Raw genomic sequence first — 21,190 nt, 5'->3', positions numbered from 1 at the left:
GGGAGGGGTTGGGGAGGGGTCTTACGACCCGTACTCACCAGACTTAAGAAAGCCGCGCACAGGCAGCGGCAATGCGGGTGAGTGCCGCCTTCAGCTCCGCCTCCGAGGTCGCGTAGGAGATGCGGAAGAAGGGCGAGAGGCCGAAGGCCGAGCCGGGGACCACGGCGACGTGGGCGTCGTCGAGCAGATAGGCGCAGAAATCCCCATCGGTCTCGATCCGCTTACCGGAGGGCGTCACCCGGCCGAGCATGCCGGCGCAGCCGGCGAAGGTGTAGAAGGCGCCTTCCGGCACGCGGCAATCGAGGCCGTCGATGGCGTTCAGACCGCTGACGACGAGATCGCGGCGGCGCTGAAAGCTCGCGGTGCGTTCCTTCAGGAAATCCTGTGGACCGGTCAGCGCCGCAACGGAGGCCGCCTGGCTCACGGAGGACGGGCAGGAGGTCGCCTGGCTCTGGACGACGGCCATCGCCTTGATGAGGGCGGGCGGGCCGCCGGCATAGCCGATCCGCCAGCCGGTCATCGCATAGGCCTTTGACACCCCGTTGACGGTCAGCGTGCGGTCTTTCAGCCGAGGTTCGAGTTGGGCGGGGGTGACGAAGCGGAAGCCGTCATAGACGATGTGCTCGTACATGTCGTCGACGAGCAGCCAGACATGCGGGTGCTTGAGCAGAACGTCGAGCAGCGGCCGGTAGTCGGCTGCGCTGTAAGCGGCACCGGACGGGTTCGAAGGCGAGTTGAGCAGTACCCAGCGGGTCTTCGGCGTGATCGCCGCTTCGAGCTTTTCCGCTGTCAGGCGGAAACCCGACGATTGATCGCAGGCGATCGACACCGGCTTGCCCTCGCAGATCTGCACGATGTCCGAATAGGAGGTCCAGTAGGGCGTCGGGATGATCACCTCGTCGCCGGGGTTGATCGACGCCATCATGGCGTTGAAGAGGATCTGCTTAGCGCCGGTCGCAACCGTGATCTCGTCGAGCTCGTAGACGAGGCCGTTCTCGCGCTGGAACTTTTCGCGGATCGCCTTCTTCAATTGCGGCGAGCCGTCGAGGGCCGTGTATTTCGTCTCGCCGCGCCGGATCGCTTCTGAGGCAGCTTCTTTCACGTGGTCCGGCGTGTCGAAATCGGGCTCGCCGGCGCCGAGGATGATCACCGGCTTGCCTTCACGTTTCATGGCGCTGGCACGCGCGCCGATCTTCAGGATTTCCGAAACGCCGATCGAGGCAATCCGCGAGGCGGGCAGAAAGCCCGCCTCCTTGACCGTTGCATTGATGGTCATGACCGATCCTGTGCGATGATTATTCGATGTCAAACGACACGCCCTGCGCCAGCGGCAGAGCCTTCGAATAGTTCACCGTGTTGGTGGCGCGGCGCATATAGGCCTTCCAGGCGTCGGAGCCGGATTCGCGGCCGCCGCCGGTTTCCTTCTCGCCGCCAAAGGCGCCGCCGATTTCCGCGCCGGACGTGCCGATATTCACATTGGCGATGCCGCAGTCGGAGCCGTCGGCCGCGAGGAAGCGCTCGGATTCCTGCATGTCGCGGGTGAAGACCGACGACGAGAGGCCTGCCGCGACCGAATTGTGATCGGCGATCGCCGCGTCGAAGTCGCTGTACTTCATGACATAGAGGATCGGCGCGAAGGTCTCTTCGAGCACGGGGCCCGCCTGCTTCGGCATTTCGACGAGCGCCGGCTTGACGTAGTAGCCGTTCTCGTAGCCAAGCTCGACGCGTTCGCCGCCGGTTACCGCGCCGCCCTCGGCCCTCGCCTCGGCAATCGCCTTCTGCATGTTATCGAAGGCGGCCCTGTCGACGAGCGGGCCGACCAGCGCGGTCGATTCCAGCGGGTTGCCGACGGAGACCGACGCGTAGGCCTTCTTCAGCCGCGGCACGAGCTCGTCATAGACGCTCTCATGCACGAAGAGGCGGCGCAGTGTCGTGCAGCGCTGGCCGGCGGTGCCCATGGCGCCGAAGGCGATGGCGCGCAGCGCCATGTCGAGATCGGCTGAGGGGCAGACGATGCCGCCATTGTTGCCGCCGAGCTCGAGGATCGAGCGGGCGAAGCGCTTGGCAAGCCGCGGACCGACCTCACGGCCCATGCGGGTGGAGCCGGTTGCCGAGACCAGCGGCACCTTCGGATGGTCGACGAGTACCTCGCCGATCGAACGGTCGCCGATCAGCACCTCCGAGAGGCCCTCCGGCGCATCGCCGAAGCGGGCGAGGGCGCGTTCGAGAATAGCTTGCGATGCAAGGGCGGTGAGTGGCGTCTTTTCGGACGGCTTCCAGACGACGGCGTTGCCGCAGACGAGCGCCAGTGCGGCATTCCACGACCAGACGGCGACCGGGAAGTTGAAGGCCGAGATGATGCCGACGACACCGAGCGGATGCCAGGTTTCCATCATGCGGTGGCCCGGACGCTCGGTGGCGATCGTCAGGCCGTAGAGCTGGCGGGAAAGGCCGACGGCGAAATCGCAGATGTCGATCATCTCCTGCACTTCGCCGAGACCTTCCGACGGGATCTTGCCGGCCTCGAGCGAGACGAGGCGGCCGAGGTCGGCCTTGAAGGCGCGCAGCTCCTCACCGAGCAGACGAACGAGCTCGCCGCGCTTCGGCGCCGGCACCAGGCGCCAGGCACGGAAGGCCTCGTCGGCCTTCTCGATCTTGCGGGCGGCTTCGGCGGCCGAAACGGTCTTGAGGCTGGCGATCTGCTCGCCGGTGACCGGGCTGTAGGAGGGCATGTCACCGCCGGTATACAGTTCTTTCGCGACGCCCATCTTGTCGAGGAGGGCGGCTGCCTCCTTTGCGACGTCGGTGTTCTTTGCTGCAATGTTCATCTGTCTAACTCCCGTGTTTTCCTTGTTGGCGCGGGCTGCGCGGCGACCTAGCCGAAGCGCACGCTGCCGAGCTTGCCCGGCGAAGTGATCGTCTTCAGGCCAGCGGCCATCTCTTTCAGTTTTTCCGGCGTGTAGAAATCGTAAATTGCCTGGTTGCGGCGGCCGATCGCATGCTCTGCGCTGAAGCTGCCTCGGTACTGTTCGACCGCGACGGTGAAGACCCATTCGCGCAGGCGCTGCTCGAAGTTCGGATCAGCCAATAGCGGGCTATCTTTCGCGACGACCAGGTTGAAGTGGACGCCGCCGTCGCCGATATGGCCGAAGTCGCAGACCGTCACGCCGGCAAATTTCTCCGGCATTTCCGCCTTCATATGGTCGCAGAAGGCCATGATGTCACCCCGGCGGAAGGACAGATCGAAGGCGATCAGCTTGCCGAGGTGCTTTACCCCCTCCGAAAGCGCGTGGCGCAGAGCCCAGGTCTCGTGCGGCGGCCCGATCAAGGCGTCGGCGAGCGGCGCTTCCTCCAGCTCCCATATTTCCGCCAGCGCAGTTTCGAGAACTGCATCGAGCGGTTGCTCGCCCTCGCGCGGCGCCCAGGTGCGGGAGATTTCCGCAAGGATGACGTAGTCGGGAATTTTGCCGCCCTGGAACGGATTCTTGAGCGACGGCACATGCGCGAAAGCGGCGGCGATGGCGTTTTCCGACATGCCCTCGAATGCCGAGAGGTAGGCGCCGAGCCGCTCCTCCATCGCGTTCAAGAGCGGCAGCACCTGCGCGCCGCTCGCCGGCACCAGGAAGGCGGTCGCCGCCTGCTTCGGCAGCCGTTCGAGATTGAGCACGCATTCGGTGACGATGCCGAAGGCGCCGGAGGTGCCGATGAAGATCTGTTTCCAGTCGACGCCGGTATTGTTCTTGCGCAGGTCCGAGTCGAGGTCGAGCACCGTGCCGGCCCCGTCGGCAAGCACAACTTTCAGCCCCAGTGTGTTGCGGCGGACGTCGCCATATTTCAGGAAACGCGAACCGCCGGTGTTGGTGGCGATCATGCCGCCGAGACGCGGATCGGCGCCGAGGTCGATCGGGAAGAACAGGTCGTGCTCCTCGAGCTTCCTGTTGAGATCGGAAAGACGGAAGCCGGCATCGACACGGACCGAGCGATTGTCGAGGTCGAGCTCGAAACGGCGGGTCAGCCGATCGAGGCTGAGCACCATTTCAGTGCCGGAACCGTCGGGTGTCGAGCCGGAGACGAGGCCGGTATTGCCGGCTTGCGGGACGAGGGCGATGCCGTTGCGCACGCAATAGGAGACGACGGCGGAAACCTCGGCCGTCGTCGTTGGACGCAAAACGGCGGCGGCGCGACCTCGGTCGTAGCGCGCACCTAGCTCGTAACCTTGCATGTCCTGCTGGCGCGCAACGACGCCCTTGTCACCGAGGAGGTGCACGAGTGCGTCTATCTGGTCCCGTTCAATCATCCTCGACCTATCGTCATTCGGCGGCCACGGCGGCGGTCAGGGCCTTGAGGCAGGCCTCGATCGATGCCTTTTCAATGCCGGCATAGTGAGCGAACTCATCGAGGACGGCGGCGCCGAGATCCGTCTCGAAGCGCTTCTGGTTCGGGCTTGCGACGAATTCCTGCTGCCCGCCGTCGCCGAGGTTCGACTGGAAGATACCGGCGGCGCTGACCGGAAGGAAGTCCTCGTAGACGATCGGATCGAACTGGACGAGGCCGTCGGCGATGAGTCCGTCGAGGTCGCGGCGGCCGGGAAGCGTCGTCCGCCGGCCCTTCTCGGTCAGAGAATAGCTGAAATAGCCGAGCCCTGCCTCACGGATTTCCGCCCAGTTGTCCGGAAAGCCCTTGAATGCGCTGGCGAGCGCCACTTCATAATCCCGGGCGTTAGAGCCGTCAGCGGCGGGGCGCACGATGCGACGCGATTCGTCGAGCAGCCGGTCGTAGAGGCCGCGGCCCTTGGGGGTCAGGGCGATGCCGCGCTGTTCTATCTCGCCGAAGCGGGCGGTATGGGAGCCGGCTTTCCAGCCGCCGTCGGCGTCGCGGAAGGAAACCGCTTCCTCGAGTGCCTTGAAGGAGGTCTGGCGGAGCAGGATCGGGCAATGGCGGGTCGGCGGCCCTTCGACGACGGCCTTCGGGGCAATGCTGTATTCCGGCATCAGCGCCTGCACGCGGTCGATGTCGAGGGTGCGCGGCGTCAGGTGGTTGATATGTGGCCCCTTGAAGGAGACGACGTCGGCAATCAGCCGGTGGGCGTCATGCAGGCGCTTGTACATGTCGGCGCCGACATTGGCCCTGTCGTGCCAGCGGAAGGTCTCCAGCACTTGCGCCACGAAACGCTCGGCATCCGCCTTGTCGAGCCCGCCGTCGCGCTCGGCCTTTTCGGTGAGTTCCACCGCAGTGGGTGTGAAGATCCGGCGCTCCTTGAGGATCGCGGCCGCCTCGGCGCGCAGCCTCTCGTCGGCGATCAGGTCCAGCCGCAGCAGCGAGGTGAAGACACGGAACGGATTGCGCTTCAACGATGCCTCGCCGACCGGGCGGAAGGCGGTCGAGTGCACCGGAACACCGGCGGTGGAAAGGTCGTAGTAACCGACCGGATACATACCCATCACTGCGAAGACGCGGCGCATCATCGAGAGCTCCGCCGAGGTCCCGAGGCGGATCGCCCCGTGGCGCTCCTCGGAGATGCGGTCGAGCGTATCGGTCACTTTCAGGCGCTCCTTGAGGACCGCATCGGCCGAGAGCGTGTCGGCATTGACCTTCGCCACCAGCTCCATCAGCGTCCCGTAGGCGGGAACCTCGTCGCGGTACATCGCCGACATCGCGGCGGAAAAGGCCGAGCGGATGTCGTCGGCGGACACGAAACTATTCTCTTTCACTGGGGCTCGCCTCGCGCTAAGGGTGACGGACAAGATCATTCTTAATTCTGATCATATCGGAAGATGACGGGCTTTGATCGCGTTGCTTCCGACTATGTTGATGCGAGGCCGGAATGAAGTTAAGCCGACGACTGGTTCCCGACGTGACGACGCTGCAGGCCTTCGAATGCGCCGCGCGCCACGGCAGCTTCACCCAGGCCGCGGCCGAGCTCAATCTCACCCAAAGCGCCGTCAGCCGGCAGATCAAGGATCTCGAAACACAGCTGGGCGTGCTGCTCTTCGAGCGCGTCCGCCAGCGGGTCATTCTCTCGGATGCAGGCCAGAAATTCCTGCCGGAGGTTCGCCGCCTGCTTCACCAGACCGAGGAGTTGATGGTGCGCGCCATGGCCTCGGCGCGGGCCGATTCGAGCCTTTCGGTCGCCTCGCTGCCGACCTTCGGGAGCCGCTGGCTGGTGCCGCGCCTGCCCGATTTCCTGAGGCGCTACCCCGGCACGGTCCTGAACATCGCCTCGCGCTCGGCGCCGTTCGATTTCGACGAGCAGAATTTCGACCTGGCGATCCACTACGGCCAGCCGGTCTGGGCGCGGGCCACCTGCAGCTATCTCTGCAGCGAGGTCATCGTGCCGGTCGCAAATCCGACGCTTCTCGCCGCGAATTCGGTCGAGGCGCCGGAAGACATCGGCGGCGGCCCGCTGCTTCATCTGGCGACACGGCCGAAGCTCTGGGCGCAATGGTTCGATGCGAACGGCATCGACAGTCACGGTGCCTATCGGGGCAACCGCTTCGACCAATTCTCGATGGTCATCGAAGCAGCGACCGCAGGTCTCGGTTTTGCCCTTTTGCCCCGTTATCTGATCGAGCAGGAACTCGCCGCAGGCACGCTGCGGATTGTACTCGATCGACCGATGCAGACGGAAAACAGCTATTATCTCGTCGTGCCGGAAGGCAAACTGGAAAACCCGATCAGCCGCGCCTTCCGGGAATGGATCAGCGAGCAGGTCGCCTGACGCAGCCGGGAGGGTGGAAGGCAGCCTTTCCGTCGCTCCTACTTGGGATTGCGCGCTGCCACATACCAGGAAGGGGCCGGACTTGAGGGAGGTATTCATCGAGCCAGCGGAAGCGCGCCGCCGCGCCGCATTGTTGCCGCGGCCGTCCCGCGCAAATCGTCCGAGGCGGTGCTCGCAATCCTTGCAAGCCGCTGGTACTACGGCTAAAAAATGCCACTTTCATGCATCACGCGGCCGTGACATCCAACGCGCCGTCGGCGCGATCTCTAAGCCCCAGGCCCCGGCCGGCGCCTGCTTCCGCGGGTACCCGGCCCCGGGATGACGAGGGCGGATGGGGGGGCACATGACCGTGTCTAGAAACGCGCCGGCGCCGCCTGCATCTTCAGGGCCGCAGCCAATTCGGCAGATCAACGAGAACCGGGCCCATCAACCCCGGTTGGAACAAGAATCCATTCCCATGCTGCAACAAACCACGTCGTCCAACACACCGCGCGAACCGGAAGCGAAGCAAATCGATTACAACGATTCGATCCGTTCGACCTATTTCTCGATCGACGACCTCAGGGCATGCGGGGCCGAGCTTGCGTTGAGCGGCGTTTCCTCCCTGCCGGGGTTCTTTCCCTTCGAGTTCCGCACCAGGCACCGGGAGAATGAAAAGGAAATCTTCCGCGTCTACCGGGCGACGGCGGCTGATGTCGAAGCCGGCGCCTCGATCACGCCTGCCGCCGAATGGCTGCTCGACAATCACCACGTCGTCGAGGAAGCGATCCAGGAGGTCCGACGCGACTTTCCGCGCAAATTCTACCGCCAATTGCCGACGCTGTCGGTTTCCGGCACGACCATACCGCGCACCATGGCGCTTGCCTGGCTCTTTGTAGCCCACACGCACAGCACGGTTTCGCGGGAGACCGTCACCGCGATGGTGGAAGGCTTCCAGGAGCATGAGACCTTAAAGATCGGCGAGTTGTGGGCGTTGCCCTCGATCCTTCGCTTCGTGCTCATCGAAAACCTCAGACGCATCGCGATCCGCGTCGAACGCTCACGCGGCATGCGGCGGAAGGCGAACGAGGTGGCCGACCAGATCATCCGTCTCGGCGATCCGGATCGATGCCGGGCGCTGCTGGCGGACTCGGAAGCGCTCGCCGCCGACAATACGTTCATCGCCCAGCTCCTCTACCGCATGCGCGATGGGTCGCAGACCTCGGGCGCGGTCATCGCCTGGATCGAGGAGCGGCTGGAGCGCCGCGGCACCGACGTCGAGGAGGCGCTGGTCGCCGAGCAGAACCGCCTCTCGTCGGGCAATGCGACGATGAGCAACATCATTCGTGGCCTGCGCGAAATCGACGACACCGACTGGGCTGTCTGGTTCGAGAGCGTCAGCAAGATCGACGCGACGCTGCGCGAAGGTTCCGACTATTCGGCGCTCGATTTCGGCTCGCGCAACAAGTATCGCGATACGATTGAAAAGCTCGCCCGCCGGTCCGGCTACAGCGAGCACGAGGTCACCGAGACCGCGATCGAGATGGTCGAGGAGGCGAGGGCCGCCGCCGCGGTCGAGGCGCCGCTGCATGAGCCGAATGTCGGTGCGTTCCTGGTCGGCAAACGCCGCAAGGATCTCGAGAGGCGGATCGGCTATTCGCCGTCGGTGCTGCAGCGGATGATCCGTCTGGTGCGCAAGCTGGACTGGTTTGCGATCGCCGGCCCGAACATTCTTCTGACCATCCTGGCGATGATCGCCGTCTATTCCTTTGTCAGCCCGATGGACATTCCGAGCGGCGCCAAGCTGATCATGCTGCTGCTTTTCGCGCTGCCGGCCTCCGAGGGCGCGATGGGCCTGTTCAACACGCTCGTCACGCTCTTCGTCAAACCGTCGCGGCTCGTCGGCTACGAATTCCTCGACGGCATACCCGAGGACGCCCGCACGCTCGTCGTGGTACCGTGCCTGATTGCCAAGCGCGACCATGTCGATGAACTGGTGCGCAATCTCGAGGTCCACTATCTCGCCAACCCGCGCGGCGAAATCTATTTCGCGCTGTTGAGCGACTGGGCCGACAGCAAGTTCGAGGAGACGCCCGCCGATTCGGACGTGCTGGAATATGCCAAGCGCGAGGTCGCGGCGCTCTCGGCCCGCTACGCCTATGACGGCAGGACCCGCTTCTTCCTCCTGCACCGCCGCCGGCTCTACAACGGGGCCGAAGGCGCCTGGATGGGCTGGGAGCGCAAGCGCGGCAAGCTGCACGAGCTCAACCTGCTATTGCGCGGCGACCGCGACACCTCGTTCCTTCAGGGCGCCAACGCCGTGCCGGAGGGCGTGCAATATGTCATGACCCTCGATTCCGACACACGCCTGATGCGCGACGCGGTGACGAAGCTGGTCGGCAAACTCTACCACCCGATCAACCGGCCGGTCGTGGATCCCCATAGCCAGAAGGTCGTCGCCGGTTACAGCCTGCTGCAGCCACGCGTGACGCCGTCGCTGACGACGGGCAGCGAGGCCTCGGCCTTCCAGCGCATCTACTCGATCAACCGCGGCATCGATCCCTATATCTTCACCGTCTCCGACGTCTACCAGGACATCACCGATGAAGGCAGCTTCACCGGCAAGGGCCTCTACCACGTTGATGCGTTCGAAGCCGCGCTCAAGGGCCGCATCGAGGAAAATGCGGTGCTCAGCCACGACCTGCTCGAGGGTTCCTATGCGCGCTGCGCTCTGGTGACGGATATCGAGCTCGTCGAGGACTTTCCGACCCGTTACGAGGTGGAAATGTCGCGCCAGCACCGCTGGGCACGTGGCGACTGGCAGCTCCTGCCTTACATCTTCAGCCTGGCGAACGGGCTCTCCATGCTCGGCCGTTGGAAGATGTACGACAACCTGCGCCGGTCGCTGATCCCCGTCGCCTGGCTCGCCGCCTCCGTTATGGGCTGGTACTACATGGAGCCGGCGGATGCGCTGATCTGGCAGATCGTGCTGATCTTCAGCCTTTTCGTCGCGCCGACGCTGTCGCTCATCAACGGCATCATGCCGCGCCGCAACGATATCGTCGCCCGCGCCCACATCCACACGGTGCTTTCCGACATCCGTGCCGCCAATGCTCAGGTTGCCCTGCGCATCGTCTTCATCGCCCACAATGCGGCGATGATGGCGGACGCGATCGTCCGCTCGCTCTACCGCACCTTCCTCAGTCGCAAGCTGATGCTCGAGTGGCGCACGGCCGCGCAGGTCCAGAGCGCCGGCCATGGCTCGATCGGCGACTATTTCCGCGCCATGTGGACGGCGCCGGCACTCTCCCTCGTCTCGCTGGCGCTCGCCGCCATTTCCGACACCGGGCTGCCCTTCATTGGCATTCCCTTTGCCCTCGTCTGGGCGGCGTCGCCGGCGGTCGCTTGGTTCGTCAGCCAGTCGGCGGAAACCGAAGACCAGCTCGTCGTCTCCGACGAGGCGATCGACGAGATGCGCAAGATCGCCCGGCGCACCTGGCGCTATTTCGAGAGCTTCGTCACCGCCGAGCAGAATTTTTTGCCGCCGGATAATTTCCAGGAAACACCGCAACCGGTTCTGGCGGAACGCACCTCGCCGACGAATATCGGCGTCTATCTGCTCTCGGCCATGTCGGCGCGCTCCTTCGGCTGGATCGGCTTCGAGGAGACTATCACCCGGCTTGAGCAGACGATCGCGACGATCGATCGCATGCCCAAATACCGCGGCCACCTCTTCAACTGGTACCGGACGCGCGGACTCGAAACGATGGAGCCGCGCTATATCTCGTCGGTCGACAGCGGCAATCTCGCCGGTCACCTGATCGCGGTCTCGTCCATGTGCCGCGAGTGGGCCGAGGCGCCGTCCGCCCATGTCCAGGGCAATCTCGACGGGATCGGCGACGTCGCCGCGATTCTCGCCGAAGTGCTGAACGAGCTGCCGGACGACCGTAAGACCGTGCGTCCCCTCAGGCGGCTGATCGAAGAGCGCATCGCCGGTTTCCAGAACGCGCTTGCCGCGGTCAAACGCGAGCACGAGTTCGCCTCGATCCGGGTCATCAACCTGGCGGTGCTTGCCCGCGACATGCACAAGCTCACCCTCAATCTCGACCATGAGGTGCGCAGCGCCCAAAGCGGCGAAGTGACAAAATGGGCGGGTTCGCTGGTGGCCACCTGTGAGGCGCACATTGCAGACGGCGTCTTCGATCTCGGTGCGATCGATTCGCTGCGCCAGCGCCTGCTGGTGCTGAAGGACCGGGCCCGCGACATCGCCTTCTCGATGGATTTCAGCTTCCTGTTCCGGCCGGAGCGGCGGCTGCTGTCGATCGGTTACCGGGTGAACGCCAACGAGCTCGACGAGGCCTGCTACGACCTTTTGGCCTCGGAAGCGCGGCTGACCAGCCTGTTTGCGATCGCCAAGGGCGACCTGCCGACCGAGCACTGGTACAAGCTCGGACGCCCGATCGTGCCGATTGGTGCGCGCGGCGCGCTCGTCTCCTGGTCCGGCTCGATGTTCGAATATCTGATGCCGCCGCTGGTCATGCAGGAGCGCCAAGGCGGCATCCTCAACCAGACGAACAATCTGGTGGTGCAGGAGCAGATCAACCATGGCCGGCGCCTCGGAACCCCCTGGGGCATCTCCGAGGCTGCGTTCAACGCGCGCGACCACGAGCTGACCTACCAGTACACCAATTTCGGGGTGCCGACGCTTGGTCTCAAACGCGGTCTCGGCCAGAACGCCGTGATCGCGCCCTATGCGTCGATTCTCGCCTGCATGTATGATCCGAAGTCGGCGCTCGCCAATCTGCAGAGACTGCGGGAAGTCGGGGCGCTGGGCGCCTATGGCTACCATGATGCGGTGGATTTCACGCCGACGCGGGTGCCCGAAGGGCAGAAATGCGCCGTCGTGCGCAACTACTATGCCCACCACCATGGCATGTCGATCGCCGCGGTCGCGAACGTCGTCTTCACTGGACAGTTGCGCGAATGGTTCCACGCCGATCCGGTCATCGAGGCGGCCGAACTGCTGCTGCAGGAGAAGGCGCCGCGCGACATTCCGGTGATGGCTGCCAAGCGCGAGCCGGAATCGCTCGGCAAGGGCCAGGCCGACCTGCTGCGTCCGGAAGTCCGGGTCATCGAGGACCCGCTGTCGCAGGACCGCGAGACGGTTTTCCTTTCGAACGGCCACTATTCGATCATGCTGACGGCGAACGGCGCCGGCTATGCACGCTGGAACGGCCAGGCCGTCACCCGTTGGAGACCGGATCCGGTGGAAGACAGGACTGGAACGTTCATTTTCCTGCGCGATACGGTGTCCGGGGAGTGGTGGTCGGCCACTGCCGAGCCGCGCCGCATCGAGGGCGAGAAGACGCTGACTCGCTTCGGCGACGACAAGGCCGAATTCGTCAAGACCGTCGGCGATCTGACGAGCGAGGTGGAATGCATCGTCGCCACCGAACACGATGCGGAAGGCCGCCGGGTAATCCTGCTCAACACCGGCACGGAAGACCGGTTCATCGAGGTCACCTCCTATGCCGAGCCGGTGCTGGCGTTTGACGACGCCGACAGCTCGCATCCGGCCTTCTCTAAGATGTTCATCCGCACCGAGATCAGCCGGCAGGGCGACGTCATCCGGATTTCGCGCAACAAGCGCGGTCCCGGCGATCCCGATATCGAGGTCGCCCATCTCATCACCGACAATGCCGGCAGCGAGCGCCACACCCAAGCGGAAACCGACCGTCGCCGCTTCCTCGGCCAGGGCCGCACTTTGTCGGAGGCCGCTGCCTTCGACCCGGGCGTGAGCCTGTCTGGCACGGACGGCTATACGCTCGATCCGATCGTGGCGCTCCGGCGCATCGTCAGGGTTCCGGCCGGCAAGAAGGTGAGCGTCATCTTCTGGACGATCGCCGCCCCGGACCGGGAAGCGGTCGACCGGGCGATCGACCGCTATCGCCACCCGGAAACCTTCAATCACGAACTCATCCATGCCTGGACCCGCAGCCAGGTGCAGATGCGCCATGTCGGGATCAGCTCGAAGGAGGCGGCGAGCTTCCAGATGCTCGGCCGCTATCTCGTCTATCCGGACATGCACCTTCGCGCCGACTCGGCGAGCGTCAAGGGCGGCCTCGCCTCCCAGGCGGCGCTCTGGCCGCTGGCGATCTCCGGCGATTTCCCGATCTTCTGCCTGAGGATCAATGACGACGGTGACCTCGGCATCGCCCGTGAGGCGCTTCGCGCGCAGGAATATTTACGGGCCCGCGGCATCACCGCAGATCTGGTGGTGATCAACGAGCGCGCCTCCTCCTATGCGCAGGACCTGCAGCATACGCTCGATTCGATGTGCGAGAACCTGAGGCTGCGCGGCCTCTCGGACGGCCCGCGCCAGCACATCTTCGCGGTCAGGCGCGACCTGATGGAGCCGGAGACCTGGTCGACGCTGATCTCGGCGTCGCGCGCCGTCTTCCACGCCCGAAACGGCACGATCACCGACCAGATCGCCCGGGCCGCCTCCCTCTACGCAAGGCCTGTGGAAGAGGCGAAGGAGCAGCCGCACATGCTGCTGCCGGTGATTCAGGATGGAGTCGGGGAACGGGAGGCGGTCGTCTCGGGCGACGATCTCGAATTCTGGAACGGCTTCGGCGGCTTTGCGGACGACGGCCGCGAATATGTCGTGCGGCTGCGCGGCGGCGAAGCGACACCTCATCCGTGGATCAACGTCATTTCCAACGAGGTCTTCGGTTTCCACGTCTCGGCCGAAGGGGCAAGCTTCTCCTGGAGCCGAAACTCGCGCGATTACCAGCTGACCCCCTGGACCAACGACGCCGTCGTCAACCGTCCGGGCGAGGCGATCTTCATCCGCGATATGTCCAGCGGTTCGGTGCTGACGCCCTACGCTTCGCTCTCGCGGCGCAAGTCGGCGATTTTCGAGGCGCGCCATGGCCTTGGCTATACGCTCTTCAGAAGCAAGCAGGATGACCTCGAGATCGAAGCGGCGCACACCGTGCACCGGTCGCTGCCGGCCAAGCTCGTCCGGCTGTCGATCGTGAACCGCGGTTCGGCAACCCGCAAGCTGCGCATCTACGGCTATGCCGAGTGGGTGCTCGGCAACAATCGCAGCCGCACCGCGCCTTTCGTGCTCAGCGAATGGCAGGATGCTTCGAAGGCGCTTCTCGCGACCAATCCCTACAGCATTGATTTTGCCGGTCGAACGGCATTCTTCGCCATAGACGGCGTGACGGCGAGCTATACGGCGAGCCGCCGCGAGTTCCTCGGCCGGAGCGGCGCAATCCTTGCCGCGCAGGCCGTGCTCTCTGGCGCCGAGCTTTCCGGGGCGACGGAGGTGGACGGCGATCCCTGCGCCGCGCTTGCGACGGATCTCACCATCGAGCCGGGCGCCGAGCGGCAGATCACCTTCTTCCTCGGCGATGCCGACAGCAAAGACCAGGTGGACGGAATTCTCGGAGAATTGCGTGCCGGTTCCTTCGACCCGGCGCTGGAGGTGTCAAAGGCCTTTTGGAGCGAGTTCACCGGCGTCGTGAAGGTGGAGACACCTGACCGGGCCTTCAACCATATGGTCAATTATTGGCTCCCGTACCAGAGCCTCGGCTGCCGGATCATGGCACGCTCGGCCTTCTACCAGGCGAGCGGCGCCTTCGGCTTCCGCGATCAATTGCAGGATACGCTCGCCTTCCTCACGCACCGGCCGGAACTGGCGCGGGCGCAAGTGCTGAACGCCGCCTCCCGGCAGTTCGTCGAAGGCGACGTGCAGCATTGGTGGCTGCCGGGCTCCGGCGCCGGCGTCCGCACGATGATTTCGGACGACGTCGTCTGGCTCGCCTATGCAGTCGCGCATTACTGCACTGTCACCGGCACGAAGGACATTCTCGACGAGAGACTGCCCTTCATTGTCGGGCCGGCGCTCGAGGAGGGACAGCACGACAGCTTCTACACGCCGGAAATCGCCGACGAGGTTGCCGACATTTACGAGCATTGCGCTCGCGCGCTCGATCTCGCCATCAAGCGGACCGGAGCCAACGGCCTGCCGCTGATCCTTGGCGGCGACTGGAATGACGGCATGAACCGCGTCGGCGAGGCCGGCGAGGGTACGAGCGTCTGGCTCGGCTGGTTCCTCGCGGGCGCCCTGCGCGCCTTCCTGCCCCATGCGCGCGAGCGCAAGGACGAAGCCCGAATGGCGCGCTGGGAGACGCATCTCGAGATCGTCAAGCGGTCGCTGGAGGAGGCCGGCTGGGACGGCGACTATTATCGCCGCGGCTATTATGACGACGGCACGCCGCTCGGCTCCGCGGAAAACAACGAGTGCCGGATCGATTCGATCGCACAATCGTGGAGCACGCTTTCGGGCGAGGGTGATGCGGAGCGCTCCAGGCGCGCCATGGACGCGGTGTTGGCGGAACTCGTCGATCCGGAAAAGCGCGTCGTCCGGCTGTTCACGCCGCCGCTCGAAAAGACCAAGCAGGATCCCGGCTACATCAAGTCCTATCCACCCGGCGTGCGCGAGAATGGCGGCCAATATACCCATGCGGCCACCTGGGTCGTGCTGGCCTTCGCCGCCCAGGGGCGGCCGGAGGAAGCCTGGCGTGCCTTCCAGATGCTGAACCCGATATCGCATGCGCGCAGTCGCGACGACGCCGAACATTACCGCGTCGAACCCTATGTCGTCGCCGCCGACATCTATGGCGAGGGCGCGATTGCCGGCCGCGGCGGCTGGACCTGGTATACGGGTTCTGCCGGCTGGCTCTACCGCGCCGGCGTCGAAGGCATCCTCGGCATTCGCCAGCGCGGCGAAAGGCTGGCGATCCAGCCGGTGCTGCCGGTTGAGTGGGATGGCTATTCCGCCGAGGTCCGGTTGAATGGCGCCACGCACCGGATTTCCGTCAGCCGCGACAAAAAAACCGGTGAGTTGACCGTCAGCGTCAATAATAGTGTCACAAAAAACGCGCATGAAGGCATTTTGCTGTAAGCGCCGGAATTGAATCGAAGAGGAACCGGCTTTGTACCGAACGTGCGAGGCCGGTTTTTCTTTGCGCCAATTTCGAAGCGCGCGCGCGCGCCGAATTTTGGAGCGCGGTTTTCATCGACGCTGCAGAGCACCCTTTGAGGGTGGCGGCGTCCGGTTTCAACAAGGGGTGGGGCGGGGCGCCAAATTCCGGATAAGGACCGCATGCTGCAAAAGACTTCTTGGGGCGGCATAGACCGGATCGGAACCGCCCCGGTCACGACAGGGCGCGACACACGCCTCGACGTCTTTAGAGCGCTCTGCCTGTTGACGATCTTCATCAACCACGTTCCGGGCCAGTATCTCGAATACCTCACCCACAAGAACATCGGCTTTTCCGACTCGGCAGAGGCCTTCGTTCTGATCTCCGGCCTCTCGGTCGATGTCGCCTATGGCGGCCGGTTCGTGGCGGGCGCGCGGTTGGCCCTGACCTTGAAGGTGTGGCGGCGGGCGCTGACGCTCTACGTCGCGCATATCATGACGAGCGTGGTGACGCTGGCGATCTTCGCCGGTGGCGCCCTTTATTTTGGCCGTCAGGACCTGATCGGCGAGATCAACATCCGTCCGATCGTCGACCAAGCAGAGCAGGGCATCGTCGCCATGGTGCTGCTCGGCCACCAGCTCGGCTACAACAACATCCTGTCGATGTATGCGGTGCTGTTCCTGATGCTGCCCGGGATGCTCTGGCTGAATGCCGTCAGCCCGCGATTGCTGTTCGGCCTCTCGGCAACACTTTGGCTGGCCGCCGGCTGCTTCAAGCTGGTGCCTTACAATTTCCTCGACGAGGGCTACTGGTTCCTCAATCCGTGGTCCTGGCAGTTCCTGTTCGTGATCGGCATCATCGCGATGACTCATGTGCGCCGCGGCGGCAGCCTGCCGCGAAGCTGGTGGCTGATCGCGCCTTCCGCCGCCTATCTGCTGATATCGGCCGCCTGGGTGCTGTTTTCCTGGTGGAACATCGACTTTTCCTTCGGCTTGCCGGCGGTGCTGACCGGCTTCGACAAGACCTTCCTGTCGCTGACGCGGCTGCTGCACGTGCTGGCGCTCGCCTATCTACTGGCAATCACTCCGCTCGTCAGCCGGCTGACGCGGCTCGATGCCAATCATCCGCTGGTGATGATCGGCCGCAATTCCCTGCCGGTCTTCATCTTCGGAACGATCCTCGCCATGGCGGGACAGGTGCTGCTCTTCGTCACCGGCAAGAACCCGGTCATCGGCTCCCTCTTCGTCGTCGCCGGCGTCGGGCTGCACTTCGTCTATGCCTACTACCTCGACTGGCTGAAGGAGGTGGCCGTGGCGAAGCCGCTGAGGGCAGCATAAGCGCGCCTCCGGATCGGGCCGATTTGCATGAGTTCGATGTGACTTAAGATGCGTCCGAGGATTCATCGGTTCGCGGATGTGGAGGGCTCATTCCTTGAAAGTGGCCACGGCGCAGACGCCCGTGTCGGCGGCGATTTCGCTAAACGCAACTGCAATAGGCGAGATGATCAGGAGCGCGGCGCTCCAAGGCGCGCGGCTGATCAGCTTCTGCGAAGGCGCGCTGTCGGGCTACGGGAAGGCCCAAATAGGAAGTCCGGGTCGATGGCGGGACTTCGATTGGGATCGACAGGAAATCGAGCTTCGGAGCATCGCCGAAGTCTGCAGGCAAGTCCGCATCTTTGCTGTCGTCGGTGCTGCGCATCGGCTCTCCGGAAGCTACCCACCGCACAACAGCCTCTACGTGTTTGCGGACGATGGGAAGCTGCTGACGAGATACGATAAGAGATATCTGTCGAGCAGTGAGCTTGGCGGCTGGTATACGCCAGGACTGCAGCCGGTCACGTTCCAGGTCGATGATTATCGTTTCGGCTGCGCGGTGTGCATCGAGTCGCAATTTCCGGAGATATTCGCCGAGTACGAGCGTCTTGGTGTCGATGCGGTTCTATTTTCCTCCTATGGCATTCCCCCACACTTTCAGATCGCGCTGCAGGCGCATGCGGGGCTGAACTGCGTTTGGGTAGCAGCGGCGACGCCAGCGCAAGCTGCCCACGAGGGCGCCGGTGGGGTGATCGGCCCCGATGGGCGATGGATCAGTCGAGGCTCGGAGGCGCTTGAGCCGAGCCTCGCGGTAGCAATGCTCGATCGGGCAGATCCTGCTTACGAAATTCCGCTTCAAAGGGCCCGTCCCTGGCGTGCCAAAGCAAGGCAGGGAGACATTTACCGGGAAAAGCTGGTGGACGACCCGCGAAGTGTCGACAGGAGCGGCTATTAACCTCGCGCGGGCGAGAAGCACGTCGCCTCCCGCGACGCTCAAATGAAAATGCCCCGGAAAGCTCCGGGGCATCTGTTCGTGGAAGGCAGTAAGGTCACGCCGCCGTCAGGCTCTTGCGGACATCCTCGTCCGTCAGGATGCCGCTGGCGCGCAGCAGGGCGGCGAAACGGCCGTTGCTCTGGCTGAGTTCGCTGAAGCCGCCCATCTCGACGATCCGGCCGTGATCCATGAAGATCACCAGGTCGGCCTCGCGCACCGTCGACAGCCGGTGGGCGATGATGAAGGTCGTGCGGTCCTTGCGCAGCGCATCGATCGCTTCCTTGACGCGCGCCTCGGTTTCCACGTCGAGCGCGCTGGTCGCCTCGTCGAGCACCAGGATCGGTGCGTTCTTGAGGATGGCGCGGGCAATGGCGATCCGCTGGCGTTCGCCGCCCGAAAGCCGGTTGCCGCGCTCGCCGACGAGCGTGTCGTAGCCGTTGAGGCGGTCTTCGATGAAGTCGCTCGCGGCGGCAGCCTCGGCGGCGGCCATGATCTCTTCCAGCGTGGCGTCTTCACGGCCGAGCCGGATGTTGTCGCCGATCGAGCGGTTCATCAGGCCGGCATCCTGGAAGACGGTGGCGATCGAGCGGCGCAGCGACTTGCGCGTCACCGTCGAGATGTCGACGCCGTCGATCAGGATCTGACCGTGCTTCGGCTCATGGATCCGCTGCAGCAGGTTGACGAGCGTCGTCTTGCCGGCACCGGTCGGGCCGACGATCGCCACCGTCTGGCCGGCCTTGGCCGTGAACGAGACGTTGCGCACGCCTTGAGCGGAATTGGCGAAGTCGAAGGAGATGTCGCGGAACTCGACTTCGCCGACGACGCGGGTGAGTTCCTTGGCGCCGGCCGGTTCATCGCGTTCGCGCACCGAATCTTCGAGCTTGTAGAAGTCCTCGAGCTTGGCGCGCGCCTCGAAGATCTGCGTCACGAAGGCTTTCATCTGGTCGAGACGGCCGATCAGCAGGTTGGCGAAGCCGATGAAGGCAATAACCTGGCCGACGCCGAGTTCGCCGCGCTGCACCAGGATGGTGCCGATGACCAGGATCGCCATCATGGAGATGGTCGAGGCGATGCGGTTGAGCGCACTTGCCAGCGCCCACCAGTCGAGCACCGGATACTGCGCAGAGAGCAGCCGCTCGGCGAACTTCTTCAGTTCGCGCGTTTCCGCTTCGATACGGTTGTAGCTGTGAACCACCGAGACGTTGCTGATCGAGTCGGAGACGTGCGAGAAGACGGTGTGATAGTGGTTCTCGACAGACGCCTGACCGTCCTTCGTCCGGTTCATCACGGCCTTGCTGATCAGCACATAGGCGGCGCCGAGCACGACGAGGACCATCGACAGGCGGACGTCCATGGCGAAGGCGGTCGGCACCAGCAGGACGAGCGCCACCGCGGTCGCAAGGTGCTGGCGCATGAATTCGAGCCACAGGCCGAAGAGAGTCTCGCAGGCACGCAGCAGCGTGTGCAGCGCATTGGAGGTGCCGCGCTGGCTATGCCATGAGAGCGGCATGGAGACGATCCGGCCGAAGGCTTCCGTCAGCAGCGTCGCCCGGCGGCCATGGGCAAGGCGGTCGGCCTCGCGGGAGACGAGCACGAAGGCGATCGTGTTGAAGACGCCGAAGCCGGCCCACATGAGCAGCATCGGCGCGACGTCCTTCTGCGTGGAGATCGCGTCGATGATGCGGCCGAAGAGGATAGGTTCGGCGATCGTGATGACAGCCAAGACGATATTGGCGATGACAATCGCCCCGACACGAAATTTGTGGACAGCAAGATACTGAAGCGCTCTTGCATACACCTGGAATAAAGACACTGTCTCACCCCTTCTGGGCATCGGATTTTCTGCCGCAACAGTCCTGCGGCAATGCGTTGCGCCCTTGCCGATCAACGCAGGATTGCCCTGTTAGACCGACAAAGCCGCGCGAGACGGCCCTGATAAAAACCTGCGGAAAACGCGGAGCGGGCAATTCAGACGGCTTGATCATCCGCTTCCAAGGGAGGAATTGGTGGACGATCCATCGTTCGCAATCTCTTGCCACGACTCCGATTTTTTGCAGGTTTCGTACAGGACCGGGCGTGATAAGAAGAATTATCGCGGTTGCAACATGAATGGCTTCTGAACGGCGCGTTCATAGAAGAATTCGCAAGCGCTCGCTGTCCGATCCGACCACAAGGTGTTCCATGAATATAACGTTGCTCGTACAGTTTCTGGCGCTTCTGGAGGAGATGAAGACACGCGAGGAAATCCTCCCCGAGTTCGAACGGCTGCTCGATCGCTGCGGCTTCGATTTCTACGGCGTGGTGCGCCAGCCCAAACCGCACGAGAACCCGCTGCGGTTGCTGCTCGCCGGCCGGTGGCCCGAGGGCTGGCCGCAGATCTACATCCGCAAGAAATACGTCGTCATCGACCCGACGATCCGCTATCTCGGCCACGCCCAGCGCGGCTTCCGCTGGCGCGACACGCTCGTTGCCTTCCGCTCCGACCCGCACCGCAAGCGCATGGAAAGCATGATGGTCGAGGCGCGCAATCACGGGCTTTTCGACGGCTACATCTTCCCCGTACACGGCCGGCGCGGACTGATGGGCAACCTGACGGTCGGCGGCCGGGTGGTCGATCTGAGCCCGGTGGAATTGAGCCTCTTCGATGCGATCGCCAAGCGGCTGTTCTGGAAACTGCTCGAGCTCACCGATCCGGAGATCATGGCGGAGCTCGTCTCGCGCGTCGAAGTGCAGATGACCCGGCGCGAAATGGAGGCGCTCAATTATCTCGCCGATGGCATGACCTCCAACGACATCGGCAAGGTGCTCGACATTTCCAGCCACACGGTCGACTGGTACATGAACGGCATCCAGGAAAAGCTGAAGGCGAAGAACCGCCATCACGCGGTTGCCATCGCCTTCCGGCTCGGGCTGATTTCCTAGCTTAACCCAAAAAACGCCGCGCCAGACTCCTTCTGTAACAGACGAGACGACCCGGAGCTCACCCATGACCCAATGGGTTAGGCTTCGTGTCGCATCTGAAATTGCACTTCATTCCTTGACTCGCTAATAGTTCTTTTCGCGGGTGCAGCATTCCCGCGTTTCCAAGTCTATGAGGAGTCCGACTTGTCCATATCGAAGATCCTTGTTGCCAACCGTTCCGAAATCGCCATCCGCGTCTTCCGCGCGGCCAATGAGCTGGGGCTTAAAA

11 protein-coding genes are annotated in these 21,190 nt (G+C 63.9%); 6 read left to right on the top strand and 5 right to left on the bottom strand.

Going from position 1 to position 21,190, the window contains the following annotated elements; genetic code table 11:
* Positions 1–43: 43 nt before the first annotated feature.
* From ATC00_RS02435 to hglS, 4 genes are read right to left on the bottom strand one after another with little or no spacing between them, the layout of a single operon-like run.
* Positions 44–1,276, bottom strand: a complete 1,233-nt coding sequence (locus ATC00_RS02435; protein WP_064251857.1) for a pyridoxal phosphate-dependent aminotransferase — start codon at positions 1,274–1,276, stop codon at positions 44–46.
* Positions 1,277–1,295: 19 nt separating this feature from the next.
* Positions 1,296–2,828, bottom strand: coding sequence for an L-piperidine-6-carboxylate dehydrogenase (gene amaB / locus ATC00_RS02430; protein WP_064251856.1), 1,533 nt, complete (start codon positions 2,826–2,828; stop codon positions 1,296–1,298).
* 47 nt (positions 2,829–2,875) lie between these two features.
* A complete protein-coding gene (locus ATC00_RS02425) occupies positions 2,876–4,297 on the bottom strand; it encodes an FAD-binding oxidoreductase (RefSeq protein ID WP_064251855.1) in 1,422 nt (473 codons plus the stop codon).
* Between the two features lie 13 nt (positions 4,298–4,310).
* Positions 4,311–5,711: a 2-oxoadipate dioxygenase/decarboxylase HglS gene (gene hglS / locus ATC00_RS02420; RefSeq protein ID WP_064251854.1), complete on the bottom strand. Its 1,401-nt coding sequence runs from the start codon at positions 5,709–5,711 to the stop codon at positions 4,311–4,313.
* A gap of 113 nt (positions 5,712–5,824) precedes the next feature.
* Between hglS and ATC00_RS02415 the strand changes: the two genes are divergently transcribed.
* From ATC00_RS02415 to ATC00_RS02400, 4 genes are all read left to right on the top strand, one after another.
* Positions 5,825–6,718: a LysR family transcriptional regulator gene (locus tag ATC00_RS02415; protein ID WP_064251853.1), complete on the top strand. Its 894-nt coding sequence runs from the start codon at positions 5,825–5,827 to the stop codon at positions 6,716–6,718.
* A 457-nt stretch (positions 6,719–7,175) separates the two neighbouring features.
* Positions 7,176–15,674, top strand: coding sequence for a cyclic beta-(1,2)-glucan synthase (gene ndvB / locus ATC00_RS02410; RefSeq protein WP_412458375.1), 8,499 nt, complete (start codon positions 7,176–7,178; stop codon positions 15,672–15,674).
* Positions 15,675–15,875: 201 nt separating this feature from the next.
* Positions 15,876–17,030, top strand: a complete 1,155-nt coding sequence (locus ATC00_RS02405; protein WP_064251851.1) for an OpgC family protein — start codon at positions 15,876–15,878, stop codon at positions 17,028–17,030.
* 100 nt (positions 17,031–17,130) lie between these two features.
* The gene (locus ATC00_RS02400) at positions 17,131–17,961 is read left to right on the top strand and encodes a carbon-nitrogen hydrolase family protein (protein ID WP_327289284.1); all 831 of its coding nucleotides are present in this window, start codon (positions 17,131–17,133) and stop codon (positions 17,959–17,961) included.
* A gap of 94 nt (positions 17,962–18,055) precedes the next feature.
* On the opposite strand, the gene ATC00_RS02395 is transcribed toward ATC00_RS02400, so the two are convergent.
* Positions 18,056–19,813 carry a glucan ABC transporter ATP-binding protein/ permease gene (locus ATC00_RS02395; protein ID WP_064251850.1) on the bottom strand — a complete coding sequence of 586 codons (1,758 nt, stop codon included), beginning with the start codon at positions 19,811–19,813 and terminating at the stop codon, positions 18,056–18,058.
* Between the two features lie 368 nt (positions 19,814–20,181).
* Between ATC00_RS02395 and ATC00_RS02390 the strand changes: the two genes are divergently transcribed.
* Positions 20,182–20,922 carry a helix-turn-helix transcriptional regulator gene (locus tag ATC00_RS02390; protein ID WP_037390409.1) on the top strand — a complete coding sequence of 247 codons (741 nt, stop codon included), beginning with the start codon at positions 20,182–20,184 and terminating at the stop codon, positions 20,920–20,922.
* A 183-nt stretch (positions 20,923–21,105) separates the two neighbouring features.
* A partial coding sequence (locus ATC00_RS34010) for a biotin carboxylase N-terminal domain-containing protein (protein WP_412458376.1) occupies positions 21,106–21,190 on the top strand: 85 nt, incomplete at its 3' end.

It is taken from the genome of Sinorhizobium americanum (genome assembly GCF_001651855.1).
Taxonomy (GTDB): domain Bacteria; phylum Pseudomonadota; class Alphaproteobacteria; order Rhizobiales; family Rhizobiaceae; genus Sinorhizobium; species Sinorhizobium americanum.
Note: the sequence above shows the minus strand (reverse complement) of the source record. Positions and strands in the feature narration are given on the sequence as shown.

Coding starts and splice junctions, on each gene's coding strand:
- ATC00_RS02435 (WP_064251857.1), bottom strand. CDS start 1,276: ATGACCATCAATGCAACGGTCAAGGAGGCGGGCTTTCTGCCCGCCTCG.
- amaB (WP_064251856.1), bottom strand. CDS start 2,828: ATGAACATTGCAGCAAAGAACACCGACGTCGCAAAGGAGGCAGCCGCC.
- ATC00_RS02425 (WP_064251855.1), bottom strand. CDS start 4,297: ATGATTGAACGGGACCAGATAGACGCACTCGTGCACCTCCTCGGTGAC.
- ATC00_RS02415 (WP_064251853.1), top strand. CDS start 5,825: ATGAAGTTAAGCCGACGACTGGTTCCCGACGTGACGACGCTGCAGGCC.
- ndvB (WP_412458375.1), top strand. CDS start 7,176: ATGCTGCAACAAACCACGTCGTCCAACACACCGCGCGAACCGGAAGCG.
- ATC00_RS02405 (WP_064251851.1), top strand. CDS start 15,876: ATGCTGCAAAAGACTTCTTGGGGCGGCATAGACCGGATCGGAACCGCC.
- ATC00_RS02390 (WP_037390409.1), top strand. CDS start 20,182: ATGAATATAACGTTGCTCGTACAGTTTCTGGCGCTTCTGGAGGAGATG.